This window comes from Microbacterium sp. LWH10-1.2 (assembly GCF_038397765.1).
Classification (GTDB): domain Bacteria; phylum Actinomycetota; class Actinomycetes; order Actinomycetales; family Microbacteriaceae; genus Microbacterium; species Microbacterium natoriense.
Window position 1 is genome coordinate 2,490,751 of the sequence record NZ_CP151638.1, and the last position, 25,636, is coordinate 2,516,386.

The 25,636-nt window shown below is 69.2% G+C and carries 25 protein-coding genes; 7 read left to right on the forward strand and 18 right to left on the reverse strand.

Annotation, left to right across the window (positions count from 1 at the left end):
• The first annotated feature begins 93 nt into the window (after window positions 1–93).
• Window positions 94–558 (forward strand): DUF4190 domain-containing protein, encoded by a 465-nt coding sequence (locus MRBLWH10_RS11855; RefSeq protein WP_341940022.1) that lies wholly within the window; start codon window positions 94–96, stop codon window positions 556–558.
• 72 nt (window positions 559–630) lie between these two features.
• Here the strand turns inward: MRBLWH10_RS11855 and MRBLWH10_RS11860 are convergent, their stop codons facing one another.
• A complete protein-coding gene (locus MRBLWH10_RS11860; RefSeq protein WP_341940023.1) occupies window positions 631–1,266 on the reverse strand; it encodes a TetR/AcrR family transcriptional regulator in 636 nt (211 codons plus the stop codon).
• A 95-nt stretch (window positions 1,267–1,361) separates the two neighbouring features.
• Between MRBLWH10_RS11860 and MRBLWH10_RS11865 the strand changes: the two genes are divergently transcribed.
• Complete coding sequence (locus MRBLWH10_RS11865) at window positions 1,362–2,798, forward strand: DHA2 family efflux MFS transporter permease subunit (protein ID WP_341940024.1); 1,437 nt, start codon at window positions 1,362–1,364, stop codon at window positions 2,796–2,798.
• Window positions 2,799–2,861: 63 nt separating this feature from the next.
• Here the strand turns inward: MRBLWH10_RS11865 and guaB are convergent, their stop codons facing one another.
• Window positions 2,862–4,364, reverse strand: a complete 1,503-nt coding sequence (guaB, locus tag MRBLWH10_RS11870) for an IMP dehydrogenase (protein WP_223586957.1) — start codon at window positions 4,362–4,364, stop codon at window positions 2,862–2,864.
• Between the two features lie 260 nt (window positions 4,365–4,624).
• Between guaB and MRBLWH10_RS11875 the strand changes: the two genes are divergently transcribed.
• From MRBLWH10_RS11875 to MRBLWH10_RS11890, 4 genes are read left to right on the forward strand one after another with little or no spacing between them, the layout of a single operon-like run.
• Complete coding sequence (locus MRBLWH10_RS11875) at window positions 4,625–5,974, forward strand: branched-chain amino acid ABC transporter permease (protein ID WP_341940025.1); 1,350 nt, start codon at window positions 4,625–4,627, stop codon at window positions 5,972–5,974.
• Window positions 5,975–5,976: 2 nt separating this feature from the next.
• Window positions 5,977–6,954: a branched-chain amino acid ABC transporter permease gene (locus MRBLWH10_RS11880; RefSeq protein ID WP_105672708.1), complete on the forward strand. Its 978-nt coding sequence runs from the start codon at window positions 5,977–5,979 to the stop codon at window positions 6,952–6,954.
• A 49-nt stretch (window positions 6,955–7,003) separates the two neighbouring features.
• On the forward strand, window positions 7,004–7,966 hold the full coding sequence (locus tag MRBLWH10_RS11885) for an ABC transporter ATP-binding protein (RefSeq protein ID WP_105672784.1): 963 nt from the start codon (window positions 7,004–7,006) through the stop codon (window positions 7,964–7,966).
• Complete coding sequence (locus MRBLWH10_RS11890) at window positions 7,963–8,700, forward strand: ABC transporter ATP-binding protein (RefSeq protein ID WP_105672707.1); 738 nt, start codon at window positions 7,963–7,965, stop codon at window positions 8,698–8,700. Before MRBLWH10_RS11885 ends, MRBLWH10_RS11890 begins: the two co-directional genes overlap by 4 nt.
• A gap of 105 nt (window positions 8,701–8,805) precedes the next feature.
• Here MRBLWH10_RS11890 and MRBLWH10_RS11895 read toward each other — a convergent pair whose 3' ends face one another.
• The 3 genes from MRBLWH10_RS11895 to groES all read right to left on the reverse strand — a co-directional run bounded on the left by MRBLWH10_RS11895 (window position 8,806) and on the right by groES (window position 11,595).
• The gene (locus MRBLWH10_RS11895; RefSeq protein ID WP_341940026.1) at window positions 8,806–10,065 is read right to left on the reverse strand and encodes an ABC transporter substrate-binding protein; all 1,260 of its coding nucleotides are present in this window, start codon (window positions 10,063–10,065) and stop codon (window positions 8,806–8,808) included.
• Window positions 10,066–10,209: 144 nt separating this feature from the next.
• Window positions 10,210–11,145 (reverse strand): EamA family transporter RarD, encoded by a 936-nt coding sequence (rarD, locus tag MRBLWH10_RS11900; RefSeq protein ID WP_105672705.1) that lies wholly within the window; start codon window positions 11,143–11,145, stop codon window positions 10,210–10,212.
• A gap of 153 nt (window positions 11,146–11,298) precedes the next feature.
• Window positions 11,299–11,595, reverse strand: coding sequence for a co-chaperone GroES (gene groES / locus MRBLWH10_RS11905; protein ID WP_017203655.1), 297 nt, complete (start codon window positions 11,593–11,595; stop codon window positions 11,299–11,301).
• 136 nt (window positions 11,596–11,731) lie between these two features.
• On the opposite strand from groES, the gene MRBLWH10_RS11910 reads away from it, so the two are divergent.
• Window positions 11,732–12,943: a class I SAM-dependent methyltransferase gene (locus tag MRBLWH10_RS11910; protein ID WP_341940027.1), complete on the forward strand. Its 1,212-nt coding sequence runs from the start codon at window positions 11,732–11,734 to the stop codon at window positions 12,941–12,943.
• Here the strand turns inward: MRBLWH10_RS11910 and MRBLWH10_RS11915 are convergent, their stop codons facing one another.
• From MRBLWH10_RS11915 to coaA, 13 genes are all read right to left on the reverse strand, one after another.
• A complete protein-coding gene (locus MRBLWH10_RS11915; protein WP_341940028.1) occupies window positions 12,944–14,143 on the reverse strand; it encodes a hypothetical protein in 1,200 nt (399 codons plus the stop codon).
• Between the two features lie 45 nt (window positions 14,144–14,188).
• On the reverse strand, window positions 14,189–14,653 hold the full coding sequence (locus MRBLWH10_RS11920; RefSeq protein ID WP_341940029.1) for a hypothetical protein: 465 nt from the start codon (window positions 14,651–14,653) through the stop codon (window positions 14,189–14,191).
• Complete coding sequence (gene tsaD / locus MRBLWH10_RS11925) at window positions 14,650–15,714, reverse strand: tRNA (adenosine(37)-N6)-threonylcarbamoyltransferase complex transferase subunit TsaD (protein WP_341940030.1); 1,065 nt, start codon at window positions 15,712–15,714, stop codon at window positions 14,650–14,652. Before tsaD ends, MRBLWH10_RS11920 begins: the two co-directional genes overlap by 4 nt.
• Window positions 15,711–16,202: a ribosomal protein S18-alanine N-acetyltransferase gene (gene rimI, locus MRBLWH10_RS11930; RefSeq protein ID WP_341940031.1), complete on the reverse strand. Its 492-nt coding sequence runs from the start codon at window positions 16,200–16,202 to the stop codon at window positions 15,711–15,713. The genes tsaD and rimI overlap by 4 nt, the downstream gene beginning before the upstream one ends.
• Window positions 16,199–16,810 (reverse strand): tRNA (adenosine(37)-N6)-threonylcarbamoyltransferase complex dimerization subunit type 1 TsaB, encoded by a 612-nt coding sequence (gene tsaB / locus MRBLWH10_RS11935; RefSeq protein WP_341940032.1) that lies wholly within the window; start codon window positions 16,808–16,810, stop codon window positions 16,199–16,201. The genes rimI and tsaB overlap by 4 nt, the downstream gene beginning before the upstream one ends.
• Window positions 16,807–17,964 carry a hypothetical protein gene (locus MRBLWH10_RS11940; protein ID WP_341940033.1) on the reverse strand — a complete coding sequence of 386 codons (1,158 nt, stop codon included), beginning with the start codon at window positions 17,962–17,964 and terminating at the stop codon, window positions 16,807–16,809. The genes tsaB and MRBLWH10_RS11940 overlap by 4 nt, the downstream gene beginning before the upstream one ends.
• The gene (locus MRBLWH10_RS11945; protein ID WP_341940034.1) at window positions 17,961–19,550 is read right to left on the reverse strand and encodes an ATP-binding protein; all 1,590 of its coding nucleotides are present in this window, start codon (window positions 19,548–19,550) and stop codon (window positions 17,961–17,963) included. Before MRBLWH10_RS11945 ends, MRBLWH10_RS11940 begins: the two co-directional genes overlap by 4 nt.
• 169 nt (window positions 19,551–19,719) lie before the next feature.
• Window positions 19,720–20,520, reverse strand: a complete 801-nt coding sequence (locus MRBLWH10_RS11950; protein ID WP_341940035.1) for a response regulator transcription factor — start codon at window positions 20,518–20,520, stop codon at window positions 19,720–19,722.
• Window positions 20,517–21,002 carry a tRNA (adenosine(37)-N6)-threonylcarbamoyltransferase complex ATPase subunit type 1 TsaE gene (gene tsaE, locus MRBLWH10_RS11955; RefSeq protein ID WP_223586964.1) on the reverse strand — a complete coding sequence of 162 codons (486 nt, stop codon included), beginning with the start codon at window positions 21,000–21,002 and terminating at the stop codon, window positions 20,517–20,519. The genes MRBLWH10_RS11950 and tsaE overlap by 4 nt, the downstream gene beginning before the upstream one ends.
• Window positions 20,999–22,105, reverse strand: a complete 1,107-nt coding sequence (gene alr / locus MRBLWH10_RS11960) for an alanine racemase (protein WP_341940036.1) — start codon at window positions 22,103–22,105, stop codon at window positions 20,999–21,001. Before alr ends, tsaE begins: the two co-directional genes overlap by 4 nt.
• Window positions 22,102–22,461: a holo-ACP synthase gene (locus tag MRBLWH10_RS11965; protein WP_341940037.1), complete on the reverse strand. Its 360-nt coding sequence runs from the start codon at window positions 22,459–22,461 to the stop codon at window positions 22,102–22,104. The genes alr and MRBLWH10_RS11965 overlap by 4 nt, the downstream gene beginning before the upstream one ends.
• Window positions 22,462–22,622: 161 nt before the next feature.
• A complete protein-coding gene (gene glmS, locus MRBLWH10_RS11970) occupies window positions 22,623–24,470 on the reverse strand; it encodes a glutamine--fructose-6-phosphate transaminase (isomerizing) (protein WP_341940038.1) in 1,848 nt (615 codons plus the stop codon).
• Between the two features lie 195 nt (window positions 24,471–24,665).
• Entirely contained in the window at window positions 24,666–25,610 is a 945-nt protein-coding gene (gene coaA, locus MRBLWH10_RS11975; RefSeq protein ID WP_105672691.1) for a type I pantothenate kinase, read from the reverse strand.
• Between the last annotated feature and the right edge of the window lie 26 nt (window positions 25,611–25,636).

Consider the following 25,636-nt stretch of genomic DNA (forward strand, 5'->3'; position numbering starts at 1 on the left):
CGCGAGCCGCGCGCACGAACCGGTGGTGGTCCGTTCCGTGCAGTCGCTACGCTCGGGCTGACGGATTTTCCACCCCAGATCAAGGAGCGATCCATGTCGACCCCGGACCCGCAGAACCAGCCGCCCTCCTCCACGCCGCCGCCCGCTCAGGACGGCGGATTCCCCGCACCTCCCGCACCCGGCCCGGCCGGGTACGCGGCCCCGGCCGCACCGGCCGCACCGGGATACTCCGCCCCCGACTACCCCGCCGCACCCCAGGGCTACCCCGCCACGGCGCCGGTCCCCGGCCGCACCCTGTCGATCGTCGGACTCATCCTCGCCTTCATCCTGCCGCTCGTCGGCATGATCCTGAGCCTCGTGGCCCGCTCGAAGCTGAAGAAGGCCGGCGCGCCGACGGGTCTCGCGACCGCGGGGTTCTGGGTCGGACTCATCCTCACCATCGTCGAGATCATCGGCTTCATCGTGATCGTGATGCTGTTCTCGAGCCTGTTCTCGATGTGCTCCGACCTCGGCCCCGGAGTGTGGGACGTCAACGGAGTCACCTACACCTGCGGCTGACGCGTCGCTACGAGAAGCGGGGACGGACGCCATGGCATCCGTCCCCGCTTCTCGTCTGTGCGAAGCCTGGGGCTACCAGCGCTCGGCGCCGCGCGGGAGCACGTCGAGCACGTGCGGCAGCTCGCTCGGGAAGCAGGAGCGGAACAGCTCGGTGATCTGGGGGTCGGATCCGTAGTCGTCGACGATGCGGAGCCCGATCATGGTGCTGATGAGCATGCCCTCGGCGAAGAACGCCCTCGCCTCGTCGGCATCGAGCCCCACCTCGTCGCGGAAGAAGCGCCAGACCTGTGCGAACCCTCGGCGCGCGGCCGGACCGATCACGGGGTGGCTGCCGAGCAGGTACGAGTGCGCGAGGGTCTGGTGGAGTCCGCGCACCTCGATGAGATCGACGTACGCCTCGCCGATGCGCTTGCCCGCGGGGAGGTCGTCGTCTTCGCGGGCGAGGGCGGCGCGGAACGACGTCAGCAGTCGGGCGAGCGCCTCCTCCACCGCGGCGAGGAAGAGGTTCTCCTTCGAGCCGAAGAGGCGGACGACGTAGGGCTGGCTCACGCCGGCCGCCCGAGCGACCTCGTCGGTCTTCGCGCCTTCGTAGCCACGCGCGCCGAACACCGCGAGCGCCGCCTGGACGATCTGCGCGCGCCGCTCCTCCGAGGAGAGTCGCCTGCCCGAGTCGTCGGAGAGGACTTCGGATGCGGCGGCTGAGGTCATGTCGAAAGGCTATCAGCGAATCACTTGACTTTGTAATCATTCGATTACTACATTGCTTCCAGGACAAGTAATCATTCAATTACAACTGGAGCATCATGTCTCAGCCCACCTCCGCGATCAGGCGTCGCCCGGTCGCGCTCGTCATCGCCGCGGCATCCCTCCCGATGTTCATGGCCACGCTCGACAACCTCGTCATGACCAACGCCCTCCCCGTGCTGCACCAGGAGATGGGCGCGAGCGTCGAGGAGCTGCAGTGGTTCGTCAACGCCTACGCCCTCGCGTTCGCCGGTGCGATCCTCATCGCCTCCGCTCTCGGCGACCGGTTCGGCCGCCGCACCGTCTTCGCGATCGGCATCGCCCTCTTCGGCGTCGGCTCCCTGTTCGCCGCCCTCAGCTCCGACCCCGGTCAGCTCATCTCCGCCCGTGCCGTCCAGGGGCTCGGAGCCGCAGCGGTGATGCCCCTCTCGCTCGCGCTCCTCACCGGAGCCGTCCCCGCATCGCGTCGCCCGCTCGCCATCGGCATCTGGGGCGGCGTCTCCGGACTCGGAGTCGCGGTCGGGCCGCTCGTCGGCGGCGCCATCATGGAGGGCTGGAACTGGCAGGCGATCTTCTGGATCAACATCCCCGTCGCGATCGTCGCCATCCCGCTCGCACTGCTCGTGCTCCGCAACGACTTCGGCGCCCGCTCCCGCATCGACATCCCCGGAGCCGTGCTCGCGGCATCCGGCGTCCTCGCTCTCGTCCACGCGATCGTGCGCGGCAACGACGACGGCTGGGACTCCCTCGGCGTGATCCTCGAGCTGGCGCTCGGCACGGTGCTGCTCGTGGCCTTCGTGATCTGGCAGATGCGCGCGAAGGCTCCTCTGGTGCCGCTGCGCCTGTTCCGCGACCGCTCCTTCTCGATCACGAATGTGGTCGGCTTCGCCTTCAGCTTCGGCACCTTCGGCTCGGTGTTCATCCTCATCCAGTACCTGCAGGTCGTGCAGGGGTCGACCCCCTTGGAGGCCGCGGTGCAGACAACGCCCTGGACACTGGCCCCGATGTTCGTCGCCCCACTGGCCGGCATGATCGCCCCGCGCGTCGGCACGCGCGCGCTGCTCGTGCCCGGCCTGCTGCTGCAGGGCGTCGCCCTCGCATGGATCGCGCAGATCACCGCCCCCGACCTGCAGTACCCGAACCTGATCGCCCCGTTCATCCTCGCGGGCATCGGGATGGGACTCGTCTTCGCCCCGTCGGCGACGGCGCTGCTCGCGACCCTCGGACTCGTCGACCACGCCAAGGCGTCCGGCGTCAACTCGACTATCCGCGAGCTCGGCGTCGCACTCGGCACCGCGGTGATGACCGCGATCTTCGTCGGAGCGGGCGGCCAGCTCACTCCCGACCTCTACGTGGACGCCGCGAAGCCCGCCGTGTTCACGGGAGCCGCCGTGCTGTTCGCGGCGACGGTGATCGCACTGTGGCTCCCGTCCGGGAAGTCGACGGATGCCGCCGTGTCCGAGGCCGTCGAGACGGAGCCGGTGCTCGCGCACTGAGCCGGGGACACAGAAGGGGGCGGATGCCGCAGCATCCGCCCCCTTCTCTCGCCTATACCGGGCTCACTTCTTGTAGTTCGGCGCCTCGACGACGATCTGCACGTCGTGCGGGTGCGACTCCTTGAGGCCGGCCGCGGTGATGCGAACGAAACGGCCACGGGCCTTGAGCTCCTCGATCGTGCGCGCACCGACGTAGAACATCGACTGACGCAGGCCGCCGACCAGCTGGTAGGCGACGGCCGAGAGCGGCCCGCGGTACGGGACCTGACCCTCGATGCCCTCGGGGATGAGCTTGTCGTCGCTGGGCACGTCGGCCTGGAAGTAGCGGTCCTTCGAGTACGAGGTCTGCTTGCCGCGCGTCTGCATCGCTCCGAGCGAGCCCATGCCGCGGTACTGCTTGAACTGCTTGCCCGACTGGAAGACGATCTCGCCCGGCGACTCGTCGGTGCCCGCGAGCAGCGACCCCAGCATCACGGCGTCCGCACCGGCCACGAGGGCCTTCGCGATGTCGCCCGAGTACTGCAGGCCGCCGTCGGCGATCACCGGGACGCCCGCGGGGCGCGCGGCGAGCGACGCCTCGTACACCGCGGTGACCTGCGGGACGCCGACGCCGGCGACGACGCGCGTGGTGCAGATCGACCCGGGGCCCACGCCGACCTTGACCGCATCCACCCCTGCGTCGACGAGCGCCTGAGCGCCCTCGCGGGTGGCGACGTTGCCGCCGATGACGTCGATGTGCGCGAACGACTCGTCCGCCTTCAGGCGGCGGACCAGGTCGATGACGCCCTGGGACTGGCCGTTGGCGGTGTCGACCACGAGCACGTCGACTCCCGCGTCGCGCAGCGCCTCTGCGCGCTCCCACGCGTCGCCGAAGAATCCGATCGCGGCGCCGACGCGCAGCCGACCCTGGTCGTCCTTGGTCGCGAGCGGGTACTTCTCGCTCTTGTCGAAGTCCTTGATGGTGATGAGACCAGCGAGCCTTCCGTCCGCGTCGATGAGCGGCAGCTTCTCCACCCGGTGACGGGCGAACAGCGCGATGACCTCGCCCGCCGCGACGCCGACCGGAGCAGTGACGAGGTTCTCGCTGGTCATGACGTCCTTGACGAAGGTCGTCTGACGCTCGAAGCCGGAGACGAACCGCATGTCGCGGTTGGTGATGATGCCGACGAGCTTGCCATCGGGGTCGACCACGGGGAGGCCCGAGATGCGGTACTTCGCGCACAGCGCGTCGACCTCTTCGACCGTCGCGTCCGGAGTCGTGGTGATCGGGTCGGTGATCATGCCCGACTCGCTGCGCTTGACGCGGTCGACGTGCGCGGCCTGGTCGGCGATCGACAGGTTGCGGTGCAGGATGCCGATGCCTCCCTCGCGCGCCATCGCGATCGCCATGCGCGACTCCGTCACGGTGTCCATCGCGCTGGAGAGCAGCGGGGTCGCGACCGAGATCCGGCGCGTGATGCGCGAGGAGGTGTCGGCCTCGCTCGGGATCACATCGGTGTGCCCCGGGAGGAGCAGCACATCGTCGTAGGTGAGTCCGACGAAACCGAAGGGATCGTGCTGGTCCATGGATTGTCCTCCTGCGGGGCGCGTGGTGGGGCGGCGGCGTGTACCAATTCTAAGCGTGTCGCGGCTGGAGATATTCCCCGCTTCTCCGCAGGAGGACGGGGATTCCGAGGCCGCAGCCGCGTCGTCGGACGACACCGGCGGCGCGCCGTGAGCAGATCGTGCCTTGGCTGAAACAGAACCGACACATTACGCTCATACCGTCGTACATCAAGGCTGATGAACAACTCCGTCATCGCCTGCGTACTGGGGCTGGAGGATCTGTGAGTCTAACGATCACGGCGAGACGGAGCGGAACCCGATGGATCGTGGTGGCGCTCGGCGCACTCCTCGCCATCGCGTTCCTCTGGTTGCAGCCCCCGGCCGCGGCATCAGCCGACACGACGGACGACGGCCAGGAGATCACAGACTTCTACTTCGCCGGCGTCATCACCTTCGATGACAAGCCCGTACCCGATGTGGTCATGACCATCAAGGGCAAGGGCTTCGACGGAGAGACCAAGACGGATGCCGACGGCAAGTGGCGCCTGTATGTGCCGGAGAAGGCGACGTACACGCTCACCGTCGACGAGGACACGCTGCCGAAAGGTGTGATCGTCGACGCCGCGCAACTCCCCGAGGGCACGCAGCCCATCGCGGGGACGACGGCGTCGTTCGAGGTCGAGTTCGGGTTGACCGGCACGAAGATCATGAACCTCTTCCTCGGCGAGGGAGAGCGGATCACGGTCTCCTTCTGGGATCAGCTCTTCTCCCGTCTCGTCGGCGGGCTCAACTTCGGGCTGCTGCTCGCGCTGGCTTCGATGGGTGCGGCGCTGATCTACGGCACCACGCGCATGTCGAACTTCACGCACGGCGAGATGGTCACCTGGGGCGGACTGCTCGCCATGGTCACGACCACCTTCTGGCACCTCCCCCTGTGGGCGGGACTCATCGCCGCTGTCGTCGGAGGCGGCCTGTTCGGCTGGGGCATGGATGCCGCGGTCTGGCGCCCGCTCCGCCATCGCGGTCTCGGCACCGTCCAGTTGATGATCGTCAGCATCGGTCTGTCCCTGGCGCTGCGGTACGTCTTCCAGTACTTCGTCGGGGGCGGCACTTACCAGCTCCCCGGCGCGAGCCCCACACCGATCCAGCTCGGGCCGATCTCGCTGTCGTACATCGACATGATCGCGATGGGCGTGAGCATCATCGTCATCCTCGCGGTGGCCTACTTCCTCACCCGCACCCGCATCGGCAAGGCGACCAGAGCCATCTCCGACAACCCGCAGCTGGCCGCCGCCTCCGGCATCGACGTCGACCGGGTGGTCCGGATCGTCTGGGTCGTCGCCGGTGTGCTGGCCGCGATCTCCGGCATCCTGTGGGCGTACTTCCGCCCCGGCGTGAAGTGGGACATGGGCACCCAGATGCTGCTGCTCATGTTCGCCGCGATCACGCTCGGCGGACTCGGCACCGCGTTCGGCGCGCTCATCGGCTCGCTGATCGTCGGCATCGCGGTCGAGGTCTCCACCCTGTGGATCCCCTCCGACCTGAAGTACGCGAGCGCCCTCGTCGTGCTGATCGTGATCCTCCTGGTCAGGCCGCAGGGTCTGCTCGGACGCAAGGAAAGGTTGGGCTGATCATGGACTTCGGAAGCATCTTCTCCAACACCGCCGTCTACCTCATCAGCCCGGTCACGATCGCGTACGCCCTGGCGGCGACGGGCCTGGCCGTGCACTTCGGCTACGCGGGCCTGCTGAACTTCGGCATGGCGGCGTTCATGGCGATCGGCGGCTACGGCTACGCCATCTCCGTGCTCTCGTTCGGGCTCCCCTGGTGGCTCGGCATGCTGATCGGCATGGCCGGCGGCGCCCTGTTCGCCGTGCTCCTCGGCATCCCGACCCTGCGGTTGCGCGCCGACTACCTCGCCATCGCGACGATCGCGGCGGGAGAGATCGTGCGACTGCTGTTCACCACTCAGCTGTTCGACGAGTGGACGAACTCCGCAGACGGACTCGCCCAGTACAACGGCGGCTTCCGCGACGCGAACCCCTTCCCCGAGGGCACCTACGGGTTCGGCCCGTGGACGTTCTCGGCCGACGACCTGTGGAACCGTGTGTTCGGCATCCTGCTGCTGGCCGTGTCTATCCTGCTGGTCTGGTCTCTGATGCGCAGCCCCTGGGGTCGCGTGCTCAAGGGCATCCGCGAAGACGAGGACGCGGTGCGCTCGCTCGGCAAGAACGTGTTCGCCTACAAGATGCAGGCGCTCGTCGTAGGCGGGGTGATCGGCGCCGCCGGCGGCATCGTGTTCGTGCTCCCCTCGGCCGTCGTGCCAGGCAACTACACGACCTCGCTCACCTTCTTCCTGTGGACGATCCTGCTGCTCGGCGGCGCCGCCACGGTGTTCGGACCGACGCTCGGGGCCGTGCTGTTCTGGGTCGTGTTCGCATTCCTCGCGAACCTGCTGCCCGGCATGGCGAAGGCCGGCGTGCTTCCGATGTCCGACAGCCAGGCCTCGACACTCGTGTTCATCTTCGTCGGCGTCGCACTCATGCTGCTCGTGATCTTCCGCCCGCAGGGCATCCTCGGAGACAAGAGGGAGATGACCTTTGTCAAGTGAACTGAACCCCGAGGGCTCCGCGGAGTCCGCCGCCCCCGCGACGGGAAGCATCCGCCGTCCGAAGACGACGGGCCTCGCGAAGGGACCTGCGGCGCCCGGCGTCGCGAAGGTCGATCCGATCCTGGTGGTCGACGCGGTGCAGCGCCGCTTCGGCGGTCTCACCGCGGTCGACGTGGACCACGTGGAGATCCCCCGTGGCGCCATCACGGCCCTGATCGGGCCGAACGGCGCCGGCAAGACGACACTCTTCAATCTGCTGTGCGGGTTCGACCGCCCCAACAGCGGCTCCTGGTCGTTCGACGGGAACAACCTCGCGGGAGTGCCCTCGTTCAAGGTCGCGCGGATGGGCCAGGTCCGCACGTTCCAGCTGACGAAATCCCTGTCGCTGCTGACCGTGCTCGAGAACATGAAGCTCGGCGCCCCGCACCAGAAGGGCGAGGGCTTCTGGGCCTCGCTCTTCCCGTTCCTCTGGCGCTCGCAGGACACCGAGATCGAGACGAAGGCGCGCGAGCTGCTCGCGCGCTTCAAGCTCGATGCCAAGGAGAAGGACTTCGCGGCAGCGCTCTCCGGAGGTCAGCGCAAGCTGCTCGAGATGGCTCGGGCGCTGATGAGCGACCCCACGCTGGTGATGCTCGACGAACCGATGGCCGGCGTCAACCCGGCCCTCACCCAGTCTCTGCTCGACCACATCCTCGACCTCAAGGACCAGGGAATGACCGTGCTCTTCGTCGAGCACGACATGCACATGGTCAGGCACATCGCCGACTGGGTCGTCGTCATGGCCGAGGGGCGCGTGGTGGCGGAGGGTCCGCCGGAGGACGTCATGGAGGACCCCGCGGTCGTCGACGCCTACCTCGGCGCGCACCAGGACCTCGACCTCGGAGCCGTCACCGGTCGCATCCCCGTGCTGGAGGACGCCGCGGCCGCACGACTGCGCGAGAAGATCGAGGCCGAAGCCGAGGCGGAGCTCGCCGCGGAAGAGACCGATTCCCCCGAGGAGGGTCGCGCATGAGCGATGAGAAGGTGATCGTCGAGCTGAAGGACGTCCATGCCGGGTACCTGCCGGGCGTGAACATCCTCAACGGGGCGAATCTGGTGGCCAGACAGGGCGAGTTGATCGGGATCATCGGCCCGAACGGCGCCGGCAAGTCGACCCTGCTGAAGTCGATCTTCGGCATGGTGAACGTGCGCTCCGGTGACATCACCGTGAACGGCGAGAGCATCGTCGGCCTCAAGGCCGACAAGCTCGTCAAGCGCGGGGTGGCGTTCGTCCCGCAGACGAACAACGTCTTCCCCTCGCTGACCATCGAGGAGAACCTGCAGATGGGGCTCTTCCAGAACCCCAAGATCTACGCCGAGCGGCTCGAGTTCGTCAGCGGCATCTTCGCGGAGCTCGGCAAGCGGCTCAAGCAGCGCGCCGGCTCCCTGTCGGGTGGAGAGCGCCAGATGGTCGCGATGTCGCGCGCTCTGATGATGGACCCGTCGGTGCTCCTGCTCGACGAGCCGTCTGCGGGCCTCTCCCCCGTGCGGCAGGATGACGCGTTCATCCGCGTCTCCGACATCAACAAGGCCGGCGTGACCACGATCATGGTCGAGCAGAACGCCCGTCGCTGCCTGCAGATCTGCGACCGCGGGTACGTCCTCGACCAGGGCAAGGACGCGTACGAGGGCACGGGGCGCGACCTGCTGAACGATCCCAAGGTCATCGGGCTCTACCTCGGTACGCTGGGCACCGACGCCGCCTGAGACGCGTTCCGTCTCGTCACTGCGCTCCTCGCTCTACGAGCGAGACGAACGCGCAGGACACGGAGAAGGCCCCGGATGCGAGCATCCGGGGCCTTCTCAGCGATATCAGTTGGTGCGGGTGATGGTGTTGTCCGCGCCGTACTTGTAGATGCCGATCGTGGCGTCCTGCGGGTCGCCGTTCTCGTCGAACTTCACTCCTCCGGAGTAGCCGTCGTAGTCGGCCACCTTGCCGGAGTTGATGATCTTGGCGCAGTCGGCGAAGGTCGTGCACTTCTCACCGTCGCCGGAGCCGCCCGAGACCTCCTGCATCTTCGCCGCGATGTCGGCGCCCTTGGTGGAGCCGGCGGCGAGCGACGCGAGAGCCACGAGCACGACAGCGTCGTACGCCTCACCCGCGTAGGTGAAGTCCTTCACCTCGGCGTTGCCCTCGCCCGTCCAGAAGGTCTGCAGACGCTTCGTGAAGTCGTCGGCGAGCTTGGGGCCGGCCTTGGTGCCCTGGGCGCCCTCGAGCGAGACAGGGATGTCGGTGCCGTAGTCGGACAGGTTTCCGTCGACCATGTAGAACTTGTCGGCCGTGATGCCGGCGTTCACCAGCAGCGGGGCGATCGTCTTGAACTGGTCGAACGAGACGATGGCGACGGCGTCCGGGTTCTGCGCCTTGATGGTCTCGACCTGCGCGTCGAACTGCGCGTCGCCGACGTTGAACGACGCCTCGGCGACGACCTTGCCGCCGGTGCCCTCGAACGTCTTCTTGATGGCGTCGTTGAGGCCGGTGCCGTACGCGTCATTCTGGTAGATGATGCCGAGGGTCTTGTGTCCGTCTTCGGCGATCAGGTTGCCGAGCACCTCGCCCTGCAGCAGGTCGCTGGGGGCGGTGCGGAAGTACAGGCCCTTGTCGTCCCACGTGGTGAAGTCGGGAGAGGTGTTCGAGGCCGAGATCTGGAGGATGCCCGCGGCGACGTTGCCGTCGAGGATGAGCTTCGAGACGCCGGACGCCGCGGCGCCGACGATGGCGGACACGCCTGCACCCTGCAGCTTGGTGATCGAGGTCTCATAGGCCTTCGTGTCGGTGTCGCCTTCGTCCTCGGCAGTGAGGTCGATGGTGATTCCGGCCTTGGCGTCGTTGATCTCCTTGACCGCGAGGCCGACGCCCGACTCCATGGGCGGGCCGAGGAAGGCCAGAGCACCGGTCTGCGGCAGCAGCGACCCGAGCTTGAGAGTGAGGTCGGCGGACGGCTTGTTGCCGCCGTCGCCGGAGTCGGACGGCGTGCTGCTCGCACAGCCCGAGATGACGAGTGCCGACGCGCTGACCAGCGCGACCCCGGCGAGGACCTTCGCTGCGCGCGAGCCCTTCAGTGCGTTCATGTTGCTCCCTTGGATATCTGAGCGTGGAATGCGACCACGATCGGGTGCTCTAACCCTAGAGCGTGGCAGGAGCGCGTAGTGGGTGCTTAGGTTTCGGTGCGTTAACGATCCGACACCGGGTTCCGCCGTCGATGCACCCGAGGTTCAGACGAGTTCTGCAGGGCCGCTTCCACGGCTCCGCCGCCCCGCGAGGAGAAGGTCGGCCACGAACACGCCGATCGCGATCCAGACGAGGATGAAGCCCGCCCAGCGTGCGGGAGGCATCTCCTCATGCAGGAAGGCGACGCCGATCACGAACTGCATGATCGGGGTGATGAACTGGATCATCCCGATGATGGTGAGGTCGATCCGTCGCGTCCCCGCCGCGAACAGCAGCAGCGGCACCGCCGTCGCGACGCCGGCGAAGCCCAGCAGCAGTGCGTGGGGGACGCCGTTCGCCCCCATGGTGATGCCTGCGGGGGTGAAGGCCACCAGGATGAGCTGCACGATCGCGATGGGGATGAGCCAGAAGGACTCGAGGGTCAGACCGCTCACGGCATCCACCGCCGGTCCGATCTTCTTCTTGATGAGTCCGTAGATGCCGAAGGACGCGGTGAGCGAGAGCGCGATCCAGGGGAACTCCCCGTAGGCGACGACGATCACGATCACCGCGACGGCGGCGATGCCGATCGCCGCCCACTGCATCCGGCGGATCCGCTCGTGCAGCACGAAGACGCCCAGCAGCACCGTGGTGATCGGATTGATGAAGTAGCCGAGGCTCGTCTCCACCACCCGGTCGTTCAGGGTGCCGAGGACGAACACCTGCCAGTTCACGTAGATCAGCAGGCCAGCGAGCGCCGTGAGGCCGAGCAGCTTCGGCTGCCGGATGATGACGCCGAAGGCCTTCCATCCGCGTGTGACGGTGAGCAGGATCAGGCAGAAGACGAAAGACAGCAGCACACGCCAGGCGACGACCTCCCACGCGCCCGTGGGCACCAGCAGCAGGAAGTACAGCGGCAGCACTCCCCAGAGCAGGTAGGCGGCGACGGCGTAGACGGCCCCCGCGGTCTGGCCGGTGCGGGCGGGGGCGTCAGGGGTCACCGCACAACCCTATGCCCGTGGGCGGAGGCCGAACGCGTGTTCAGCCGCCACGACCGCGGTTCGGCAGGAATCGGTCGCCGCGTGACTGCTCCGGACATGCAGAAGGGGTTCGGATGCCGAAGCATCCGAACCCCTTCTGCGTTGTGCGCTGGATCAGCGAACGACGACCGCGAGGACGTCGCGAGCCGACAGGACGAGGAACTCGTCTGCGCCGAACTTCACCTCGGTGCCGCCGTACTTGCTGTAGAGCACGCGGTCGCCCACGGCGACGTCGAGCGGGACGCGGTTGCCGTTGTCATCGATGCGGCCGGGGCCCACGGCCACGACCTCGCCCTCCTGGGGCTTCTCCTTGGCGGTGTCGGGGATGACCAGGCCACTCGCGGTGGTCTGCTCGGCCTCGACCTGCTTGATGACGATGCGGTCCTCGAGCGGCTTGATGGAAACCGACACGGTCTACCTCTTCTTTCTTGACGCTGACACGAAAGACTTGTTCGCACTCTCAACCCGAGAGTGCTAATCCAGTCTAAGCGCTCAGCTGGCACTCATGCAATGCGAGTGCCAGCGGGGCACGACCTAAGCTGAACGGGTGGAGATGTCCGAGCTGCGCGCCCTGCTCACCCCCGACGGACTCGAGCTCCTCGACGCCCTCGGGCCGATCGAGTCGACGGGCGAGGTCGCCAGGGCCGTGTCGCGACTGCGCGCTGCGGGCCACTCCCCCGAACTCGTCTCGGCGGTCGTGGGTCAGGCCCACCTGCGCGCCAGGGCACGGGCGAAGTTCGGCGACTTCGCCGAGCGGATGCTGTTCACCCGCGCCGGCCTCGAGCAGGCGACGAGACTGGGGGTCGCCGCACGGCACGCCCAGCGCATCCGCAGCGCCGGCCTGACGAGTGTCGCCGATCTCGGCTGCGGAATCGGCGGCGACGCCCTCGCCTTCGCCGGGGCAGGACTCGAGGTGACGGCCGTCGACGCCGACGAGGTCACAGCCGCGATCGCCGCGTACAACCTCGCGCCGTTCGGATCGGACGTGCGCCACAGCACGGCGGAGGATGCGTACCGGGAGCTGAGCACGGCGACCGCGCCCGCCGCTCGCGCGATCTGGATGGACCCCGCGCGACGCACCTCCGGGCACGCCGAGACCCGCCGCGTCTCGGCCGACGACTACTCACCGTCGCTGGACTGGGCCTTCGACGTGGCATCGCGCACGCCGACCGGCATCAAGCTCGGCCCCGCGCACGATCGCGACAGCCTCCCGGCAAACGCCGAGGCCCAGTGGGTGAGCGCGGACGGCAGCGTCGTGGAGCTCGTGGTCTGGACCGGCGTCCTCGCCAGAGAGGGCGTGCGCAGAGCGGCGCTCCTCATCCGCGGCGAGCGCTCCTACGAGCTCACCGCGGGCGCCGACGCCGAAGACGCGCCGGTGCGCCCGCTCGGCGCCTTCCTGCACGAACCGGACGGAGCCGTCATCCGCGCGCGGCTCATCGGCGACGTCGCCCGCAGCCTGGAGGCGGGGATGCTCGACGAGCGCATCGCATACCTCACCTCGGATGCCGCGCTCACGAGTCCGTTCGTGCAGTCGTTCCGCGTGCGCGAGACGATGCCCGCCAATCCCAAGGCGATCAGTGCGGTGCTCAAGAGGAACGGCATCGGCACCCTGGAGATCAAGAAGCGCGGCATGGACGTCGACCCTGCCGCCTTCCGCAGGAAGCTCGCGTTGAAGGGCGCGGAGTCGGCGACGCTGATCCTCACCCGCATCGGTGACGAGCGTCTGGCGATCCTCGCCGACCGGGTGTCTGCGGCCTAGTCAGCCGGCAGGATCCACCGGCGCCTGGACCTCGATCGGATCCCCCGACTCGGTGTCGATCACCACGAGCGATCCGCCGGTCGGACCCTCGGTGATCGTCAGGTAGGGCATGCCCCAGCCGGTGAACTCCACGGTCAGGGACCACGGCGAGTCATCCGCGTCGCCGGAGCTCAGCCGGATCGGCGCCTGCTTCCCGCCGTTGTCCGGCGCGGCGCATTTCGATGCATCCACGACGTCGACGATCAGGCATCTCTCCATCGAGCCCGTGTCGGTGAAGCGGTCGGCGACCCACACGGATTCTCCGCGGAAGTGTCCGATCAGGGACATCCCCGGCTGGTACCCCTCGTCGATGAGAGCCTGGGCACGCACCTTCTCCTCGCCCTCGAACTGACTGAGCATGGAGTCGTCGTAGTCCCAGCGGTTGATCGCGACCATCACCTCGCCGGCCGTGGTGAGCATGCCCGTGGCGTTCACACTGCTCCCACCCATCGAGCCGCCCTCGTCAGAAGGCACCGAGATCGACGCGTTCAACGGGAACGTGGCGAACTCGTCATCGGTGACGCAGTTGATGGAGGACTGCTCCCCCACATCGAGGGTCAGGCACGACTGCGGCTCCGGCGCGCTCTTGGTCGCGAACCACACGAGGGCGTCTCCATCGCGCGCGACGGCGCGGAGCGAGCCGTCGTCGAACTTCTGCGCCGTGTAGAGCTCCAGCTTGCGCTCCACCTCCTCCGCGCTGAGCGGGATGTCGCTCGCGCGCGGAGAGAACAGCGCCCAACCCGCGCCGAGTCCGATCGCCAACAGGACGGCGGACGCAGCGGCCACGGGCTTCCCGTGCGACCGCAGAGTCCTCCAGATGCCCGGCGCCGCCTCGTCTGCCGCGCTCTCGGTCTCGGTCTCGTCGGCCACGGGCGCCGCTGCGGCGTTCTCCTCGTCGACGACTCCCCGCGTGACGGGAGGCTGCACCTCGCCCGCCCGCATGCCGTCCAGGCGGACTCCGTCCACCGGCCCCGTGTCGCGGACCGCCGTCCGCGCGGAGCGCTCCGCTGCGGGGGCTGCAGCCTCGGGGCGGGCGCTCTCGCGGAGGGCGTGCTCGAGCTCGTGCAGACGCCGAGCCTCGGCATCCGTGAGCGACGCCTCGCGGCCGTACGCCTTGCGCTGGAGCGCACGACGCTCCTCGCCGTCATGATCGTGCGGCATCGGCCCCCCTGATGACATCGATGTCCGGTCGGCGTCGAGCATCCGCTACCCGAACCTCTCGAACTGCAGACCGGCCCACACCAGCCAGCCCAGACTGTACGTCGTCGCCGCGAGGCCGAGCACGAGAGCCCACGTCGCGACGGCTCTGCTCTCGGCCGGACGCCGCAGCGACATGATCGCCGCGATCACGGCCACCACCGCGACCGGGATCACCCAGCCGACGAAGAACGAGGCGCACAGCGAGACGATCGCGGCGAGCAGCGCCCAGGGCGCGAGCCGCGTCTCGTCGACGGACGCGGGCGCAGCCGAGGGCTCCCACCCGTCGTGTTCGTCGTCGTCTTCGAGGTGCGGACCGCTGGCGACGATCGGCTCCACGGTCACCGGCCCGGTGGGCAGCTTCGTGTACGCGTCGCGTCTGGCGCCGGGGAGACGAGCAGACCCCGCCGGCCGCTCGACCTCGCCGCTGGGTCCTTCGATGCGGGCGCGCAGCCCGTCGTCCGGTGTGGTCATGAGCGCTCGGCCACCTGGATCTCCGTGACGGGGAGGGTCGAGTCGGCGCCGAAGGCGAGGGTCGACGGCCGCCGACCGGAGGAGATCAGCTCTGCGGCGAGCGCCGCGATCATGGCGCCGTTGTCGGTGCACAGCGACAGCGGCGGGATGCGCACCGTCACCCCCGCCTTCTCGGCACGGGCGAGCGCGACCTCGCGCAGCCTGCGGTTCGCGATGACGCCCCCGCCGAGCAGCAGTCGCGGGACCCCGAGATCCTCACACGCCGCCAGCGCCTTCGTCACGAGCACGTCCACGACGGCCTCGCGGAAGCTCGCCGCCACATCCGCCACCGGCACCTCGACGCCATCGGCCTCGCAGCGCTCGACCCAGCGGGCGACGGCGGTCTTGAGTCCGGAGAAGGAGAAGTCGTAGCGGTGCTTCGCCAGATCGGACGCCTTGGACAGGCCACGGGGGAAGCGGATGGCGTTCGGGTCGCCGTCGACCGCGGCCCTGTCGATCTCGGGCCCGCCGGGGTAGGGCAGGGAGAGGAGCCTTGCGACCTTGTCGAAGGCCTCGCCCGCGGCGTCGTCCATGGTCTCGCCGAGCAGCTCGACGTCGGTCGTGAGGTCGCGGACGTGCAGGAGCGAGGTGTGCCCGCCCGAGACGAGGAGCGCGATGGTCGGGTACTCCAGCGGCGCGGAGTCCGCCGTGAGGATGTCGGCCGCGATGTGCCCCACCAGGTGGTTGACCGCGTACAGGGGCTTGTCGATCGACACCGCGAGGCCCTTGGCCGCGCCGACGCCGACCATGAGCGCCCCCGCGAGCCCCGGCCCGCTGGTGACCGCCACCGCGTCGAGGTCCTGCAGACGGATGCCGGCCTCGTCGAGAGCCGCGTCGATCGACGGCTGCAGCGCCTCCAGATGAGCGCGCGCGGCCACCTCCGGAACGACGCCGCCGTAGCGGGCGTGCTCGTCCATGCTCGAGGCGATCGTGTTCGAGAGCAGGGTGCGTCCGCGGACGATGCCGATGCCGGTCTCGTCGCAGCTCGTCTCGATGCCGAGCACAAGGGGGGCGGCGGTCATGCGGTCTGCTCCTTCGACGTCGCGGTGCGCCGCGCATCCCACGCGCGCAGGTCGAGGCGCATCACGATCGCATCCACATCGTCCGGCTGATAGTAGCGGGGGCGGCGGCCGATCTCCTCGAAACCCTCCGAGAGGTACAGTCCCGCCGCGGCGGGGTTGTCGTCGCGCACCTCGAGGAACACCTCTCGTGCGCCCCGCCCCACTGCAGCCTCGAGCAGCGCGCGCAGCAGGGCCCGTCCTCGGCCCTCACCGCGGCGATCGGCGTCGAACGCGATGGTCTGGATGTCGGCATCCGACCCGCCCTGCAGCGCCCGCACACCGCCGTAGCCGATCGTCACGCCGTCGACCTCGTCGACGAGGTAGCGGGCGTGCGGACTGGCGAGCTCGGACGCCATCGACTCGGCGCTCCACGCGTCGGTCGGGAACGCGCGGTTCTCGATCGCCATGATCCCGTCGAGATCGGACGGAGTCGCGGGACGCAGCGTCATGATCCCACCCGCTTCGGCGCTCCGGGGAGCACGACGTCGGGGTGCCGCAGGTACAGCGGCTCGTCGTCGGCCAGGACGCGTCCTGCCGCGAGTGCACGCGCCGCGACCCGCGCCAGGTCGGCGCCGGACAACTCGGACACGTCGATCCGCCGGACGCCGCCCAGGTGCGCATCGGCCTCGACCGCGGGCACGAGAACCGTGTCGGCGACGACGGCGGGGATGCCGTCGGCATCCGTCCCGTCGAACACCGTGACCGCGACCTCTCGACGACGCGCGTCGGTGACGATGGCGAACGGACCGTCGGCGGACACCGAGAGCGCCGCCGCGAGATGGCTCGGCACCGGGACCACGGGGATGCCGCGCCCGAGGGCGAAGGCACGAGCCGCCGCGATGCCGATGCGCAGGCCGGTGAAGGGCCCGGGGCCCATGCCGGACACGACGTGGGTGATCTCCCCCGCCCCCGCGTCCTTCAGGACGTCGGCGAGCAGATCGCCGATCACCTCGGCGTGCCCGAGCGGGTCGGCGGTCGCCGCCTCGGCGCGGAGGGCGCCGTCAGCGTCGATGAGGGCCACGGCGGTACCGAGGGAGGTGTCGACGGCGAGGATCACGCTTCCAGGGTAGCCGGGGATGCTGAGCCGTTCTCCTCCGCGCGCTTCCAGCGGTCGCCGCCATCGGCGCGGGCGGACGCCGATGCCGTGCCGGCCGCTGCCGCCAGCGCGTCGTAGTCGTGCCCCCACGCCGAGGCGCTCGCCCAGCCGATGCTCGCCGACACCCGGATCCCGGAGGCGCCCGCATCGTGCTCGATCGCCGAGATCCGCTGCAGCAGAGCGCGGATGTGGTGCCGGATCTCCTCTTCGCTCCCGCGGATGACGATGATCGAACGGGAGTCGTCGACGCGATCGGCATCGGCACTCGCGGGGAGCACCTCCTCGATATCGGAGTGGAAGCGCTCGACGATCGCCGCGTATCCGGTGCTCGTCGACGCCTCCCTGAGGTCCAGCGGATCGTCCAGCCGCACGTCGAGGACGGACCAGGCGTTGTCGTTCTGAGCCTGTGCCTTGCGAAGCCTGCGCGCCGCACGCGCGGCCGCATCACCCGTGGCCGGAGCGACCCGATCTGACCGCACGAGGAGCACGAGGGTGAACGCCGCGCAGATGCTGGTCACCACGGTGCCCACGCTGTTGACGCCACGGAGCACGCTCAGCTGCTCGTCGGAGCTCACTCCGTTGTCCAGCAGCACGGAGACGGCACCGGCGATCGCGACGACGACGAAGGAGCACGCGGCCAGGAGAAGCGGCATCGTGATGTCGCGCGACACCGTCTTCAGTCTGATCAGCTCCCACGCGACCAGCCCGGCGAAGACGCTCGCGCTGAGGAAAGAGAGGCGGAACGTCACCTGGAACGCCGGTGTCCCCGCCGCGAGCACGAGCACGGTCGGGATGAGCACCATGAAGGCGAGGAGCGGCCACCAGAGCGGGCGCGCACCCCTGTGCATCCGCAGCCCCAGCCAGAGGAGCGGCTCGAAGCAGAGCAGCAGTCCAGATGCTCCGGCCGTCAGACGCGGCTCATGCAGTTGGATACCACCCACCCACAGATAGGTGCCGAGCATCCCCAGTGCGAACGCCGCCCCCCAGGTGATCGTCGCCCTGCTCGGCCGTGCGAGCGTCGCGAGCCCGATAACGACCACCGTCACGACCGTCACCACCGCGACCATGCTGGTCATGACGTCGACGCTGATCGCGGTGTGCGTCAGCTCCCTCATGATCCGTCCTCCTCGATCAGCGGGAACCGCACCGTGACACGGGTTCCCGCACCGGGAGCGCTGCCCACCTCGATGCTCCCGTCGTGGTCGGTCACGATGTCGCGGGCGATGCCCATGCCCAGCCCGGTGCCGGGGGCGCCCCCGACGACGGCCCGCGCGGTGCGGAAATAGGGGTCGAAGACCCGCGCGACCTCGTCGGCCGTCATCCCGTCGCCGGTGTCGGCGATCGTGAGCACCGCCCCGCCGTCGTCGACGCCGAGACTCACCCGGATGCCGCCACCGCCCGGGGTGTACTTGACCGCGTTGCTCAGCAGATTGTCGAGCACCTGGCGCAGACGGAAGGCGTCTCCGCGCACCACGAGGCTGTCGAGTCCCTCCACGACGAGCTCCTGCCGGTTGCTCCTCGCGATCGCCGAGTACGACGCCGCCGACGCATCGACGACCTGGCGGAGATCGACCGGTTCCGGCAGCGACTCCGACGCGCGCCTCGCTTCGTCCTGCGTGCTCTCCACCAGCCGCTGCATCCGTTCGCTGGCGTTGGAGATGACCTCCAGCTGCGCGACGACGGAGCCGGGCAGATCGTCCCGCTCCCGCAGGAGGTCGACGTGGCCGAGGATCGCCATCAACGGGTTGCGCAGCTCGTGCGACACGATCGCGGTGAGGGTGCGCCGCTCCTCGGCGGCCTCGATCAGTGCGGTGACGTCGTCGATGATGAGCAGGGTGCTGCGGTCGCGCGCCGTCGCGTCGGCGAGGCGCTGCGTGCTCGCCTGCAGTGCGCGCCACCGCCCCTCCTGATCGAAGAGCCAGATCCGCTCGCTCCTGAGCTCCTCGCCACGTGCCGCGAGCGACAGGGTCGTCCGCTCTGGCGACAGCGGTGCACCCCTGCGCTCGTCGTACTCCACGGCCGTCGACGGCAGAGCGGCCCCGAATCGATCACGACCGTACAGCGTGCGATAGGCGTCGTTCATCTTCAGGATCCGACCGTCCGCATTGACCACGACGAGCGCCACGTCCAGGGCGTCGATGACCTGCGTGACCCGCTGCTCCTGGGTCTGCGCACGATCGGCGGCCCTCTCCGCCTGCTCGGACTGCCGCTGCAGGAGCCGTCTCGCGGCCCGCGAGCGCTGTGCGCCGATGCGGATCGTCGTGCCGAGGAAGCTCAGCGTCAGCACGACGATGAGCACGCGCACGAGCACGTCGGCGGGCTCTCCGCTGCGGCTCGTGAAGAGGAGAAGACACGCGCTGATGAAGCCGATGCCCGCGAACACCCACGGCAGCGCGAAGTACGATGCGAGCCAGGCCACCGGGAACACCCAGAGGAGCTCGATGCGCATGCCGGGAGCGCTCGTCGCCAGACCTACGGCGAGCGCGTCGAGAAGCGGCACCGCGACGACGATCGACTGCGGGATGCGTGGCCACGGAACCATGAGCGTCACCAGGGTGGTCGCGACGAGAACGACGAGCCCCAGCGCCACCAGCGGGTTGCCGAAGGTGTGCGGTGAGAAGGCGGCGATCACCACGACGACCGCGAGCATGCTGCCCGTGAAGATCAGCTGCCATCGCCAGATCGACAGCGTGCGGGACATCGTCGACCGCCTCTCCCTCGATCCTCAACGTTCTCGCAAGATTACTCAAAGAAGGCGGATGCTGCGTCCGCCGGGGGCGGCGCGGGCAATACGATCCTGATGGGGACGGAAACCGCGGCTGGGGAGCGCGGCTGGGGGCCGCGGTTGGGGAACCGCGGCCTCGACCGCCCTAGGCCTTCGGGACTCCGCCGGTCGGGAGATCAGCGGACGTGAGGCGATAGCCGACACCGCGAACCGTCTCGATGAAGCGAGGGTCGGCGGGGGTGTCGCCGAGCTTGCGGCGCAGATTCGTCATGTGCGCCTCGACCGTGCGCCTGTCTGGCTCGCCGACGTAGTCGGACGCCCCTCCTGCGGTGTCGCCGCGGAGGACGAGGGCCAGTTCGGACTTGCTGCGCACACGGCGTCCTGAATCGAGCAGGGTCGCCAGGAGATCGAACTCGGTCGGGGTGAGCTCGACCTCTCCGCCCCCGACGAGCACCGTGTGCGTATCGGGATCGAGGGAGAGGTCGCGATGCGTCTGCAGGCCGGCCGCAGGCCACGGCATCGGCGCTCCGCCGGAGGGGGACCCGGGCGCGGGCGGCGCCTCGAAGCGCGGACGACGCATCACGGCCTCGATCCGGGCGCGCAGCTCGCGCGGGCGGACGGGCTTCACGAGGTAGTCGTCGGCCCCCGCCGAGAGTCCGAGGACGACGTCCGGCTCCTCGGAGAGCGCGGAGAGCATGATGATGAACGTCGTGCTGACCTCGCGGATCCGTCGTGCAGCCTCGAAGCCGTCCATCCCCGGCAGATTCACGTCGAGCGTCGTGATCACGGGGTGGTGCGCGACGACGGCGGCGATGCCCTCGGGTGCAGACCCGGCCAGCACGGTCTCGAACCCCGCGGCTCGGAAGACCTCGTCCAGCAGCGTCTGCACGTCGACGTCGTCCTCGATGATGACGGCGACGCGCGCGGACTCCGAGACGGTGCTCATCGACGCTCCTCCCGAGCGATCGTTACGATCCTGGGAGCGTCGGCGTCCAGCTCGGACGCGTCGAGGCCGTCCGCGCGCCCGACGGGTCGCTCCAACTCGACGTCCCACCACGCGTCGGCGAGATCCTCGGCCATGCCCCGGCCCCACTCGACGACCACGACGGACCGTGCGAGATCGAGATCGAGGTCTTCCAGCTCCGCTCCGGAGCCGAGCCGGTAGGCGTCGACGTGCACGAGCGGTGCGCGACCGACGAGCGACGGATGCGTGCGGGCTATGACGAACGTCGGGCTCTGCACGGGTCCGCGCACCCCGAGTCCCTCGGCCAGCCCTCTGGTGAAGGTGGTCTTTCCCGCACCGAGCGGACCGGTGAGGATCAGCAGGTCTCCTGCCTCCAGAGTCGCCCCGAGCGTCCGCCCGAGCTCCTCCATGTCGTCTGCGGTCTCGATCTCCCGACGTCCGAGGAGGGAGGGGTCGACGCTCACGTGGTCCTCCGCGGAACCCTGGTGCCGATGCGCGTGACGATCTCGTAGCCGATCGTGTCCGCGGCATCCCCCCACTCCGCCGCCGACGGGACGCCGAGCGTGGGGTCGCCGAACAGCACGACCTCGTCGCCGATCGAGACGGGGGTGTCGCCGACGTCGACGACGAACTGGTCCATCGCGATGCGTCCCGCGTTCAGGAAACGGCGCCCCCCGATCGACACCGGAAGCCGGCCGGATGCGTTCCGCGGAACCCCGTCCGCGTACCCGAGCGGCACGAGCACCAGGGTCGTGTCCCGATCGGTGCGGTGGGCGTAGCCGTATGAGACGCCCGTGCCGGCCGGCACCCTGCGCACGGCCGCGATGGAACCGCGCAGGGTCATGGCCGGCCGCAGGCCGAGCGACGCCGGCGTGCGCTCCTCGAAGGGCGATACGCCGTAGATGCCGATGCCGATGCGCACCGCGTCGAGGCGCGTCTCCGGCAGGTCGATGGCGGCGGCGGTGGCCGCGATGTGCCGGATCTCTGGGCGGATGCCGAAGGAGGCCGCCGTCGCGACACCCTCCTCGAACCGCGCGAGAGCCGCTCTGTCGTCCTCGGGAGAGGTGTTGGAGAGATGGCTGAAGAGCCCCACGATCCGCAGACGTCCGATGCGCTCCAGCCGAGCGGCCTCCGCGAGCACGCGGCCCCAGTCGGCGGGGGCGATGCCGTTGCGCGACAGCCCGGTCTCGAACTTCAGATGCACGCCGACGGGATGGTCGACGTCGGCCGCCCTGGCAGCGGCCTCGAGCTGGTCGAACGACGAGATCCCGAGCTCGATGCCCTGCGCGGCCGCCTGCTCGAACCGCTCCCCCGGGGCGTGCAGCCACGCCACGATCGGGGCCGTGATGCCCTGTCGTCGCAGATCGAGAGCTTCGGGGATCTCCGCGACCCCCAGTCGGGTCGCGCCTCCGGCCAGAGCGGCGACGGCCGCGGCTGCGGCGCCGTGTCCGTAGGCGTTGGCCTTGACGACGGCGATGACCTGCACGCCGGTGAGCCTCGTGAAGTGGCGCACGTTGTCGCTGATGGCGCCGAGGTCGATGCTCGCCTCGCGGAACGGAACGGTCACAGCGGCTCTCCTTCGGCGACGACGAACGCGGCGGCGAGGCCTGCGTCGTGGGTGAGGGTCAGGTGCAGCGTGGTGATGCCGCGCTCGTCGACGACGGCGGCGGTCGTGCCGCTGAGAACGAACCGGGGTCGACCCGAGGCCTCGGATGCGATCTCGATCTCGGTCCAGTGCACGCCGTCCGAGCCGCCGAGCGCCTTGATGAGCGCCTCCTTGGCGGCGTAGCGCGCGGCCAGCGACGGCAGCCGCAGGGTCTGCTCGCTGGGCGTGAAGATGCGCTGCAGCAGTCTGGGCGTGCGCTCGATGGTCCGCTCGAATCGCGGGATGTCCACGAGGTCGATGCCGGTCCCGATGATCACCCGTTCAGCCTAGTAGGCGCCGGTTCCGGCATCCCCGCCGTGTTCCTCGTGCCCTCCGTTCGTCGGCGCGAAGGCCCTACTGTCAGCTGAGAGGCCCGGGTTCCGCAGACGCTCCGCGATCTGAGCCGCCAGAGCGTCGCTCGTCTCACTTCGCAGGAGGTCTATTCGACCGTGACCGACTTCGCGAGGTTGCGCGGCTGGTCGACGTCGAGGCCCTTCGCGGTGGCGAGGGCCATGGCGAAGATCTGCAGCGGGACGACCGACAGCAGCGGCTCGAACATCGCTCCGGCCAGCGGGATGCGGATGACCTCGTCGGCGAAGGGGAGCACGGCGGCATCCCCCTCTTCGGCGACCACGATCACCCGTGCGCCGCGAGCGCGGATCTCCTGGATGTTCGAGACGACCTTCGAGTGGATGAGCGCCGAGTGACGGGGCGAGGGCAGGAGCACGAACACGGGCTGCCCCGGTTCGATCAGTGCGATCGGGCCGTGCTTGAGCTCGCCGGCGGCGAAGCCCTCGGCGTGGATGTAGGAGATCTCCTTGAGCTTGAGCGCGCCCTCGAGCGCGATCGGAAAGCCCACGTGGCGGCCGAGGAAGAGGACCGAGCGGGTGTCGGCCATCCAGCCGGCGAGCTGCTGCACGTGGTCCTGCTCCTCCGCGAGGACACGAGCGATCTTCTCCGGCAGCGCCTGCAGCTCGGCGACGTCGACGGAGGCGTCGGCGACCGTTCCGCGGACGCGGCCCATGTGCAGGCCGAGCAGCAGCAGGGCGGTGATCTGCGCGGAGAACGCCTTGGTGGACGCGACCGCGACCTCCGGTCCGGCGTGCGTGTAGACGACGGCATCCGACTCGCGGGGAATCGTCGCACCCTGCGTGTTGCAGATCGAGAGCGTGCGCGCGCCGCGTTCATTCGCATACTTGACGGCCATGAGCGTGTCCATGGTCTCGCCGGACTGGCTGATGGAGACGACGAGCGTGTCGGCGCCGATCACCGGGTCGCGGTAGCGGAACTCGTGGGCGAGCTCGACGTCGACGGGGATCCGAGCCCACTGCTCGATCGCATACTTGCCGACGAGAGCCGAGTAGGCGGCGGTGCCGCACGCCGTGATGATGATGCGGTTGATCCCCGCGAAGAGCTCATCGAGACCGTCGAGCTCGGGGATGACGACCTGGCCGTCGTGGATGCGACCGCGGATCGTGTTCGCGACGGCCTCCGGCTGCTCCGCGACCTCCTTGGCCATGAAGGACGACCATCCGCCCTTCTCTGCGGCGGCGGCATCCCACGACACGTCGAAGGGCTCGGCCTCGACCGGGGTTCCGGCGAAGTCGGTGACGCTGACGGCATCCGGCGTGATCGAGACGATCTGGTCCTGACCGATCGCGAGGGCCTTGCGCGTGTGCTCGACGAATGCGGCGACGTCGGAGCCGAGGAAGTTCTCGCCCTCGCCGAGGCCGATCACGAGGGGGGAGTTGCGACGAGCGCCGACGACGAGGCCCGGGTGGTCCTGGTGCATCGCGAGGAGGGTGAACGCGCCCTCCAGGCGGTTCACGATGCTGCGGAAGGCGAGCTGCAGGTCTCCCCCGTTGCCGGCGTACTCGCGGCCGAGGAGCGCGGCGGCGACCTCGGTGTCGGTCTCGCTGCGGAAGACGACGCCGTCGGCCAGGAGCTCGTCACGGAGCGTGGCGAAGTTCTCGATGATGCCGTTGTGGATCAGGGCGAGCTTGTCGCCGTCCGCGAGGTGCGGGTGGGCGTTGAGGTCGGTCGGTCCACCGTGCGTCGCCCAGCGGGTGTGCCCGATCCCGGTGCTGCCGTCGGGCAAGGCCGATTCGGCGAGCGAGTCGCGCAGCGCGCTGAGCTTGCCCGCCTTCTTGCGCATCCCGAGCGTCCCGGCGTCGTCGATGACGGCGACGCCCGCGGAGTCATAGCCGCGGTACTCGAGGCGGGCGAGTCCTGCGAGCAGGATGTCCTGGCTGGGGCGCGGGCCCACGTATCCGACGATTCCACACATACCGTCAAGGGTAAGCGCACACTTTTGGCAGGATTCCGAACGAATCCGTGCGGCGCGGCGTCCTCCGCTCGGAACTCGCGCCCCCGCGCTCGACGCCCCGCCCCCGAGCGGCGCGAGAAGTCAAGAGATGCGGGGTTCAGGGGGCACGATCCCGCGCTCCCTGACTCCTCACGGAATGACGAGCACGAACACGAGTCAGAGCTTGCGCAGCAGCACGCTCTCGACGGAGTGGTCGACGCCCTTGTTCAGGACGAGCCGCGCTCGGTGCTTCGTCGGCATCACGTTCTCGACGAGGTTCGGCATGTTGATCTCGTTCCAGTACCCGAGCGCCGTCGTGATCGCCTCGGTGTCGGTGAGGTGCGCGAACACGTTGAAGTACGAGGACGGATTCGAGAACGCCCCCTGGCGCAGCGCGAGGAAGCGGTCGACGTACCACTTCTCGATGTGCGCGGTGTCGGCGTCGACGAAGATCGAGAAGTCGAACAGGTCGCTCACGGCGACGTCGTTCGGCGCGGGCGGCGGCTGCAGGACGTTGAGGCCCTCGACGATCACCACGTCGGGGCGGCGCACCACGACGTGGGCGTCGGGGACGATGTCGTAACGCATGTGCGAGTAGAAGGGTGCACGGACCTCCGGCGCACCGCTCTTCACCTCGGTGAGGAACTGGAGCAGCGATCTGCGGTCGTACGACTCGGGGAACCCCTTGCGGTCCATGAGGCCGCGGCGCTCGAGCTCGGCGTTCGGGTAGAGGAAGCCGTCGGTCGTGACGAGCTCGACGCGGGGCGTGCCCGGCCAGCGGCTCATCAGCTCGCGCAGCAGTCGGGCGATGGTCGACTTGCCCACGGCGACGGAGCCGGCGACGCCGACGACGAACGGCGTGGTGGAGTCGTCCTCCTGCAGGAAGGACGATGTCGCCGCGCCGAGCTTCTTGGTCGACGTCGCGTACAGGCTGAGCAGCCTGCTCAGCGGGAGGTACACCTCGCGCACCTCGGTGAGGTCGAGCCGGTCGCCGATGCCGCGCAGCTCGACGACCTCGGTCTCGGTGAGCGGCTGATCGAGACCTGCCGCGAGCCGCGCCCACTCGGCGCGATCGATCTCCCGGTACGGAGACAGTGGCAGCGTGGGGTCGACGGTGGTCACGCATACATCGTAACGGGGCACCGGTA

Bases quoted from the DNA above. Each gene is read 5' to 3' on its own strand.
- MRBLWH10_RS11855 (WP_341940022.1), top strand. From the start codon at position 94: ATGTCGACCCCGGACCCGCAGAACCAGCCGCCCTCCTCCACGCCGCCG.
- MRBLWH10_RS11860 (WP_341940023.1), bottom strand. From the start codon at position 1,266: ATGACCTCAGCCGCCGCATCCGAAGTCCTCTCCGACGACTCGGGCAGG.
- MRBLWH10_RS11865 (WP_341940024.1), top strand. From the start codon at position 1,362: ATGTCTCAGCCCACCTCCGCGATCAGGCGTCGCCCGGTCGCGCTCGTC.
- guaB (WP_223586957.1), bottom strand. From the start codon at position 4,364: ATGGACCAGCACGATCCCTTCGGTTTCGTCGGACTCACCTACGACGAT.
- MRBLWH10_RS11880 (WP_105672708.1), top strand. From the start codon at position 5,977: ATGGACTTCGGAAGCATCTTCTCCAACACCGCCGTCTACCTCATCAGC.
- MRBLWH10_RS11890 (WP_105672707.1), top strand. From the start codon at position 7,963: ATGAGCGATGAGAAGGTGATCGTCGAGCTGAAGGACGTCCATGCCGGG.
- MRBLWH10_RS11895 (WP_341940026.1), bottom strand. From the start codon at position 10,065: ATGAACGCACTGAAGGGCTCGCGCGCAGCGAAGGTCCTCGCCGGGGTC.
- MRBLWH10_RS11915 (WP_341940028.1), bottom strand. From the start codon at position 14,143: ATGCCGCACGATCATGACGGCGAGGAGCGTCGTGCGCTCCAGCGCAAG.
- MRBLWH10_RS11920 (WP_341940029.1), bottom strand. From the start codon at position 14,653: ATGACCACACCGGACGACGGGCTGCGCGCCCGCATCGAAGGACCCAGC.
- tsaD (WP_341940030.1), bottom strand. From the start codon at position 15,714: ATGACCGCCGCCCCCCTTGTGCTCGGCATCGAGACGAGCTGCGACGAG.
- rimI (WP_341940031.1), bottom strand. From the start codon at position 16,202: ATGACGCTGCGTCCCGCGACTCCGTCCGATCTCGACGGGATCATGGCG.
- MRBLWH10_RS11940 (WP_341940033.1), bottom strand. From the start codon at position 17,964: ATGAGGGAGCTGACGCACACCGCGATCAGCGTCGACGTCATGACCAGC.
- MRBLWH10_RS11945 (WP_341940034.1), bottom strand. From the start codon at position 19,550: ATGTCCCGCACGCTGTCGATCTGGCGATGGCAGCTGATCTTCACGGGC.
- MRBLWH10_RS11950 (WP_341940035.1), bottom strand. From the start codon at position 20,520: ATGAGCACCGTCTCGGAGTCCGCGCGCGTCGCCGTCATCATCGAGGAC.
- glmS (WP_341940038.1), bottom strand. From the start codon at position 24,470: ATGTGTGGAATCGTCGGATACGTGGGCCCGCGCCCCAGCCAGGACATC.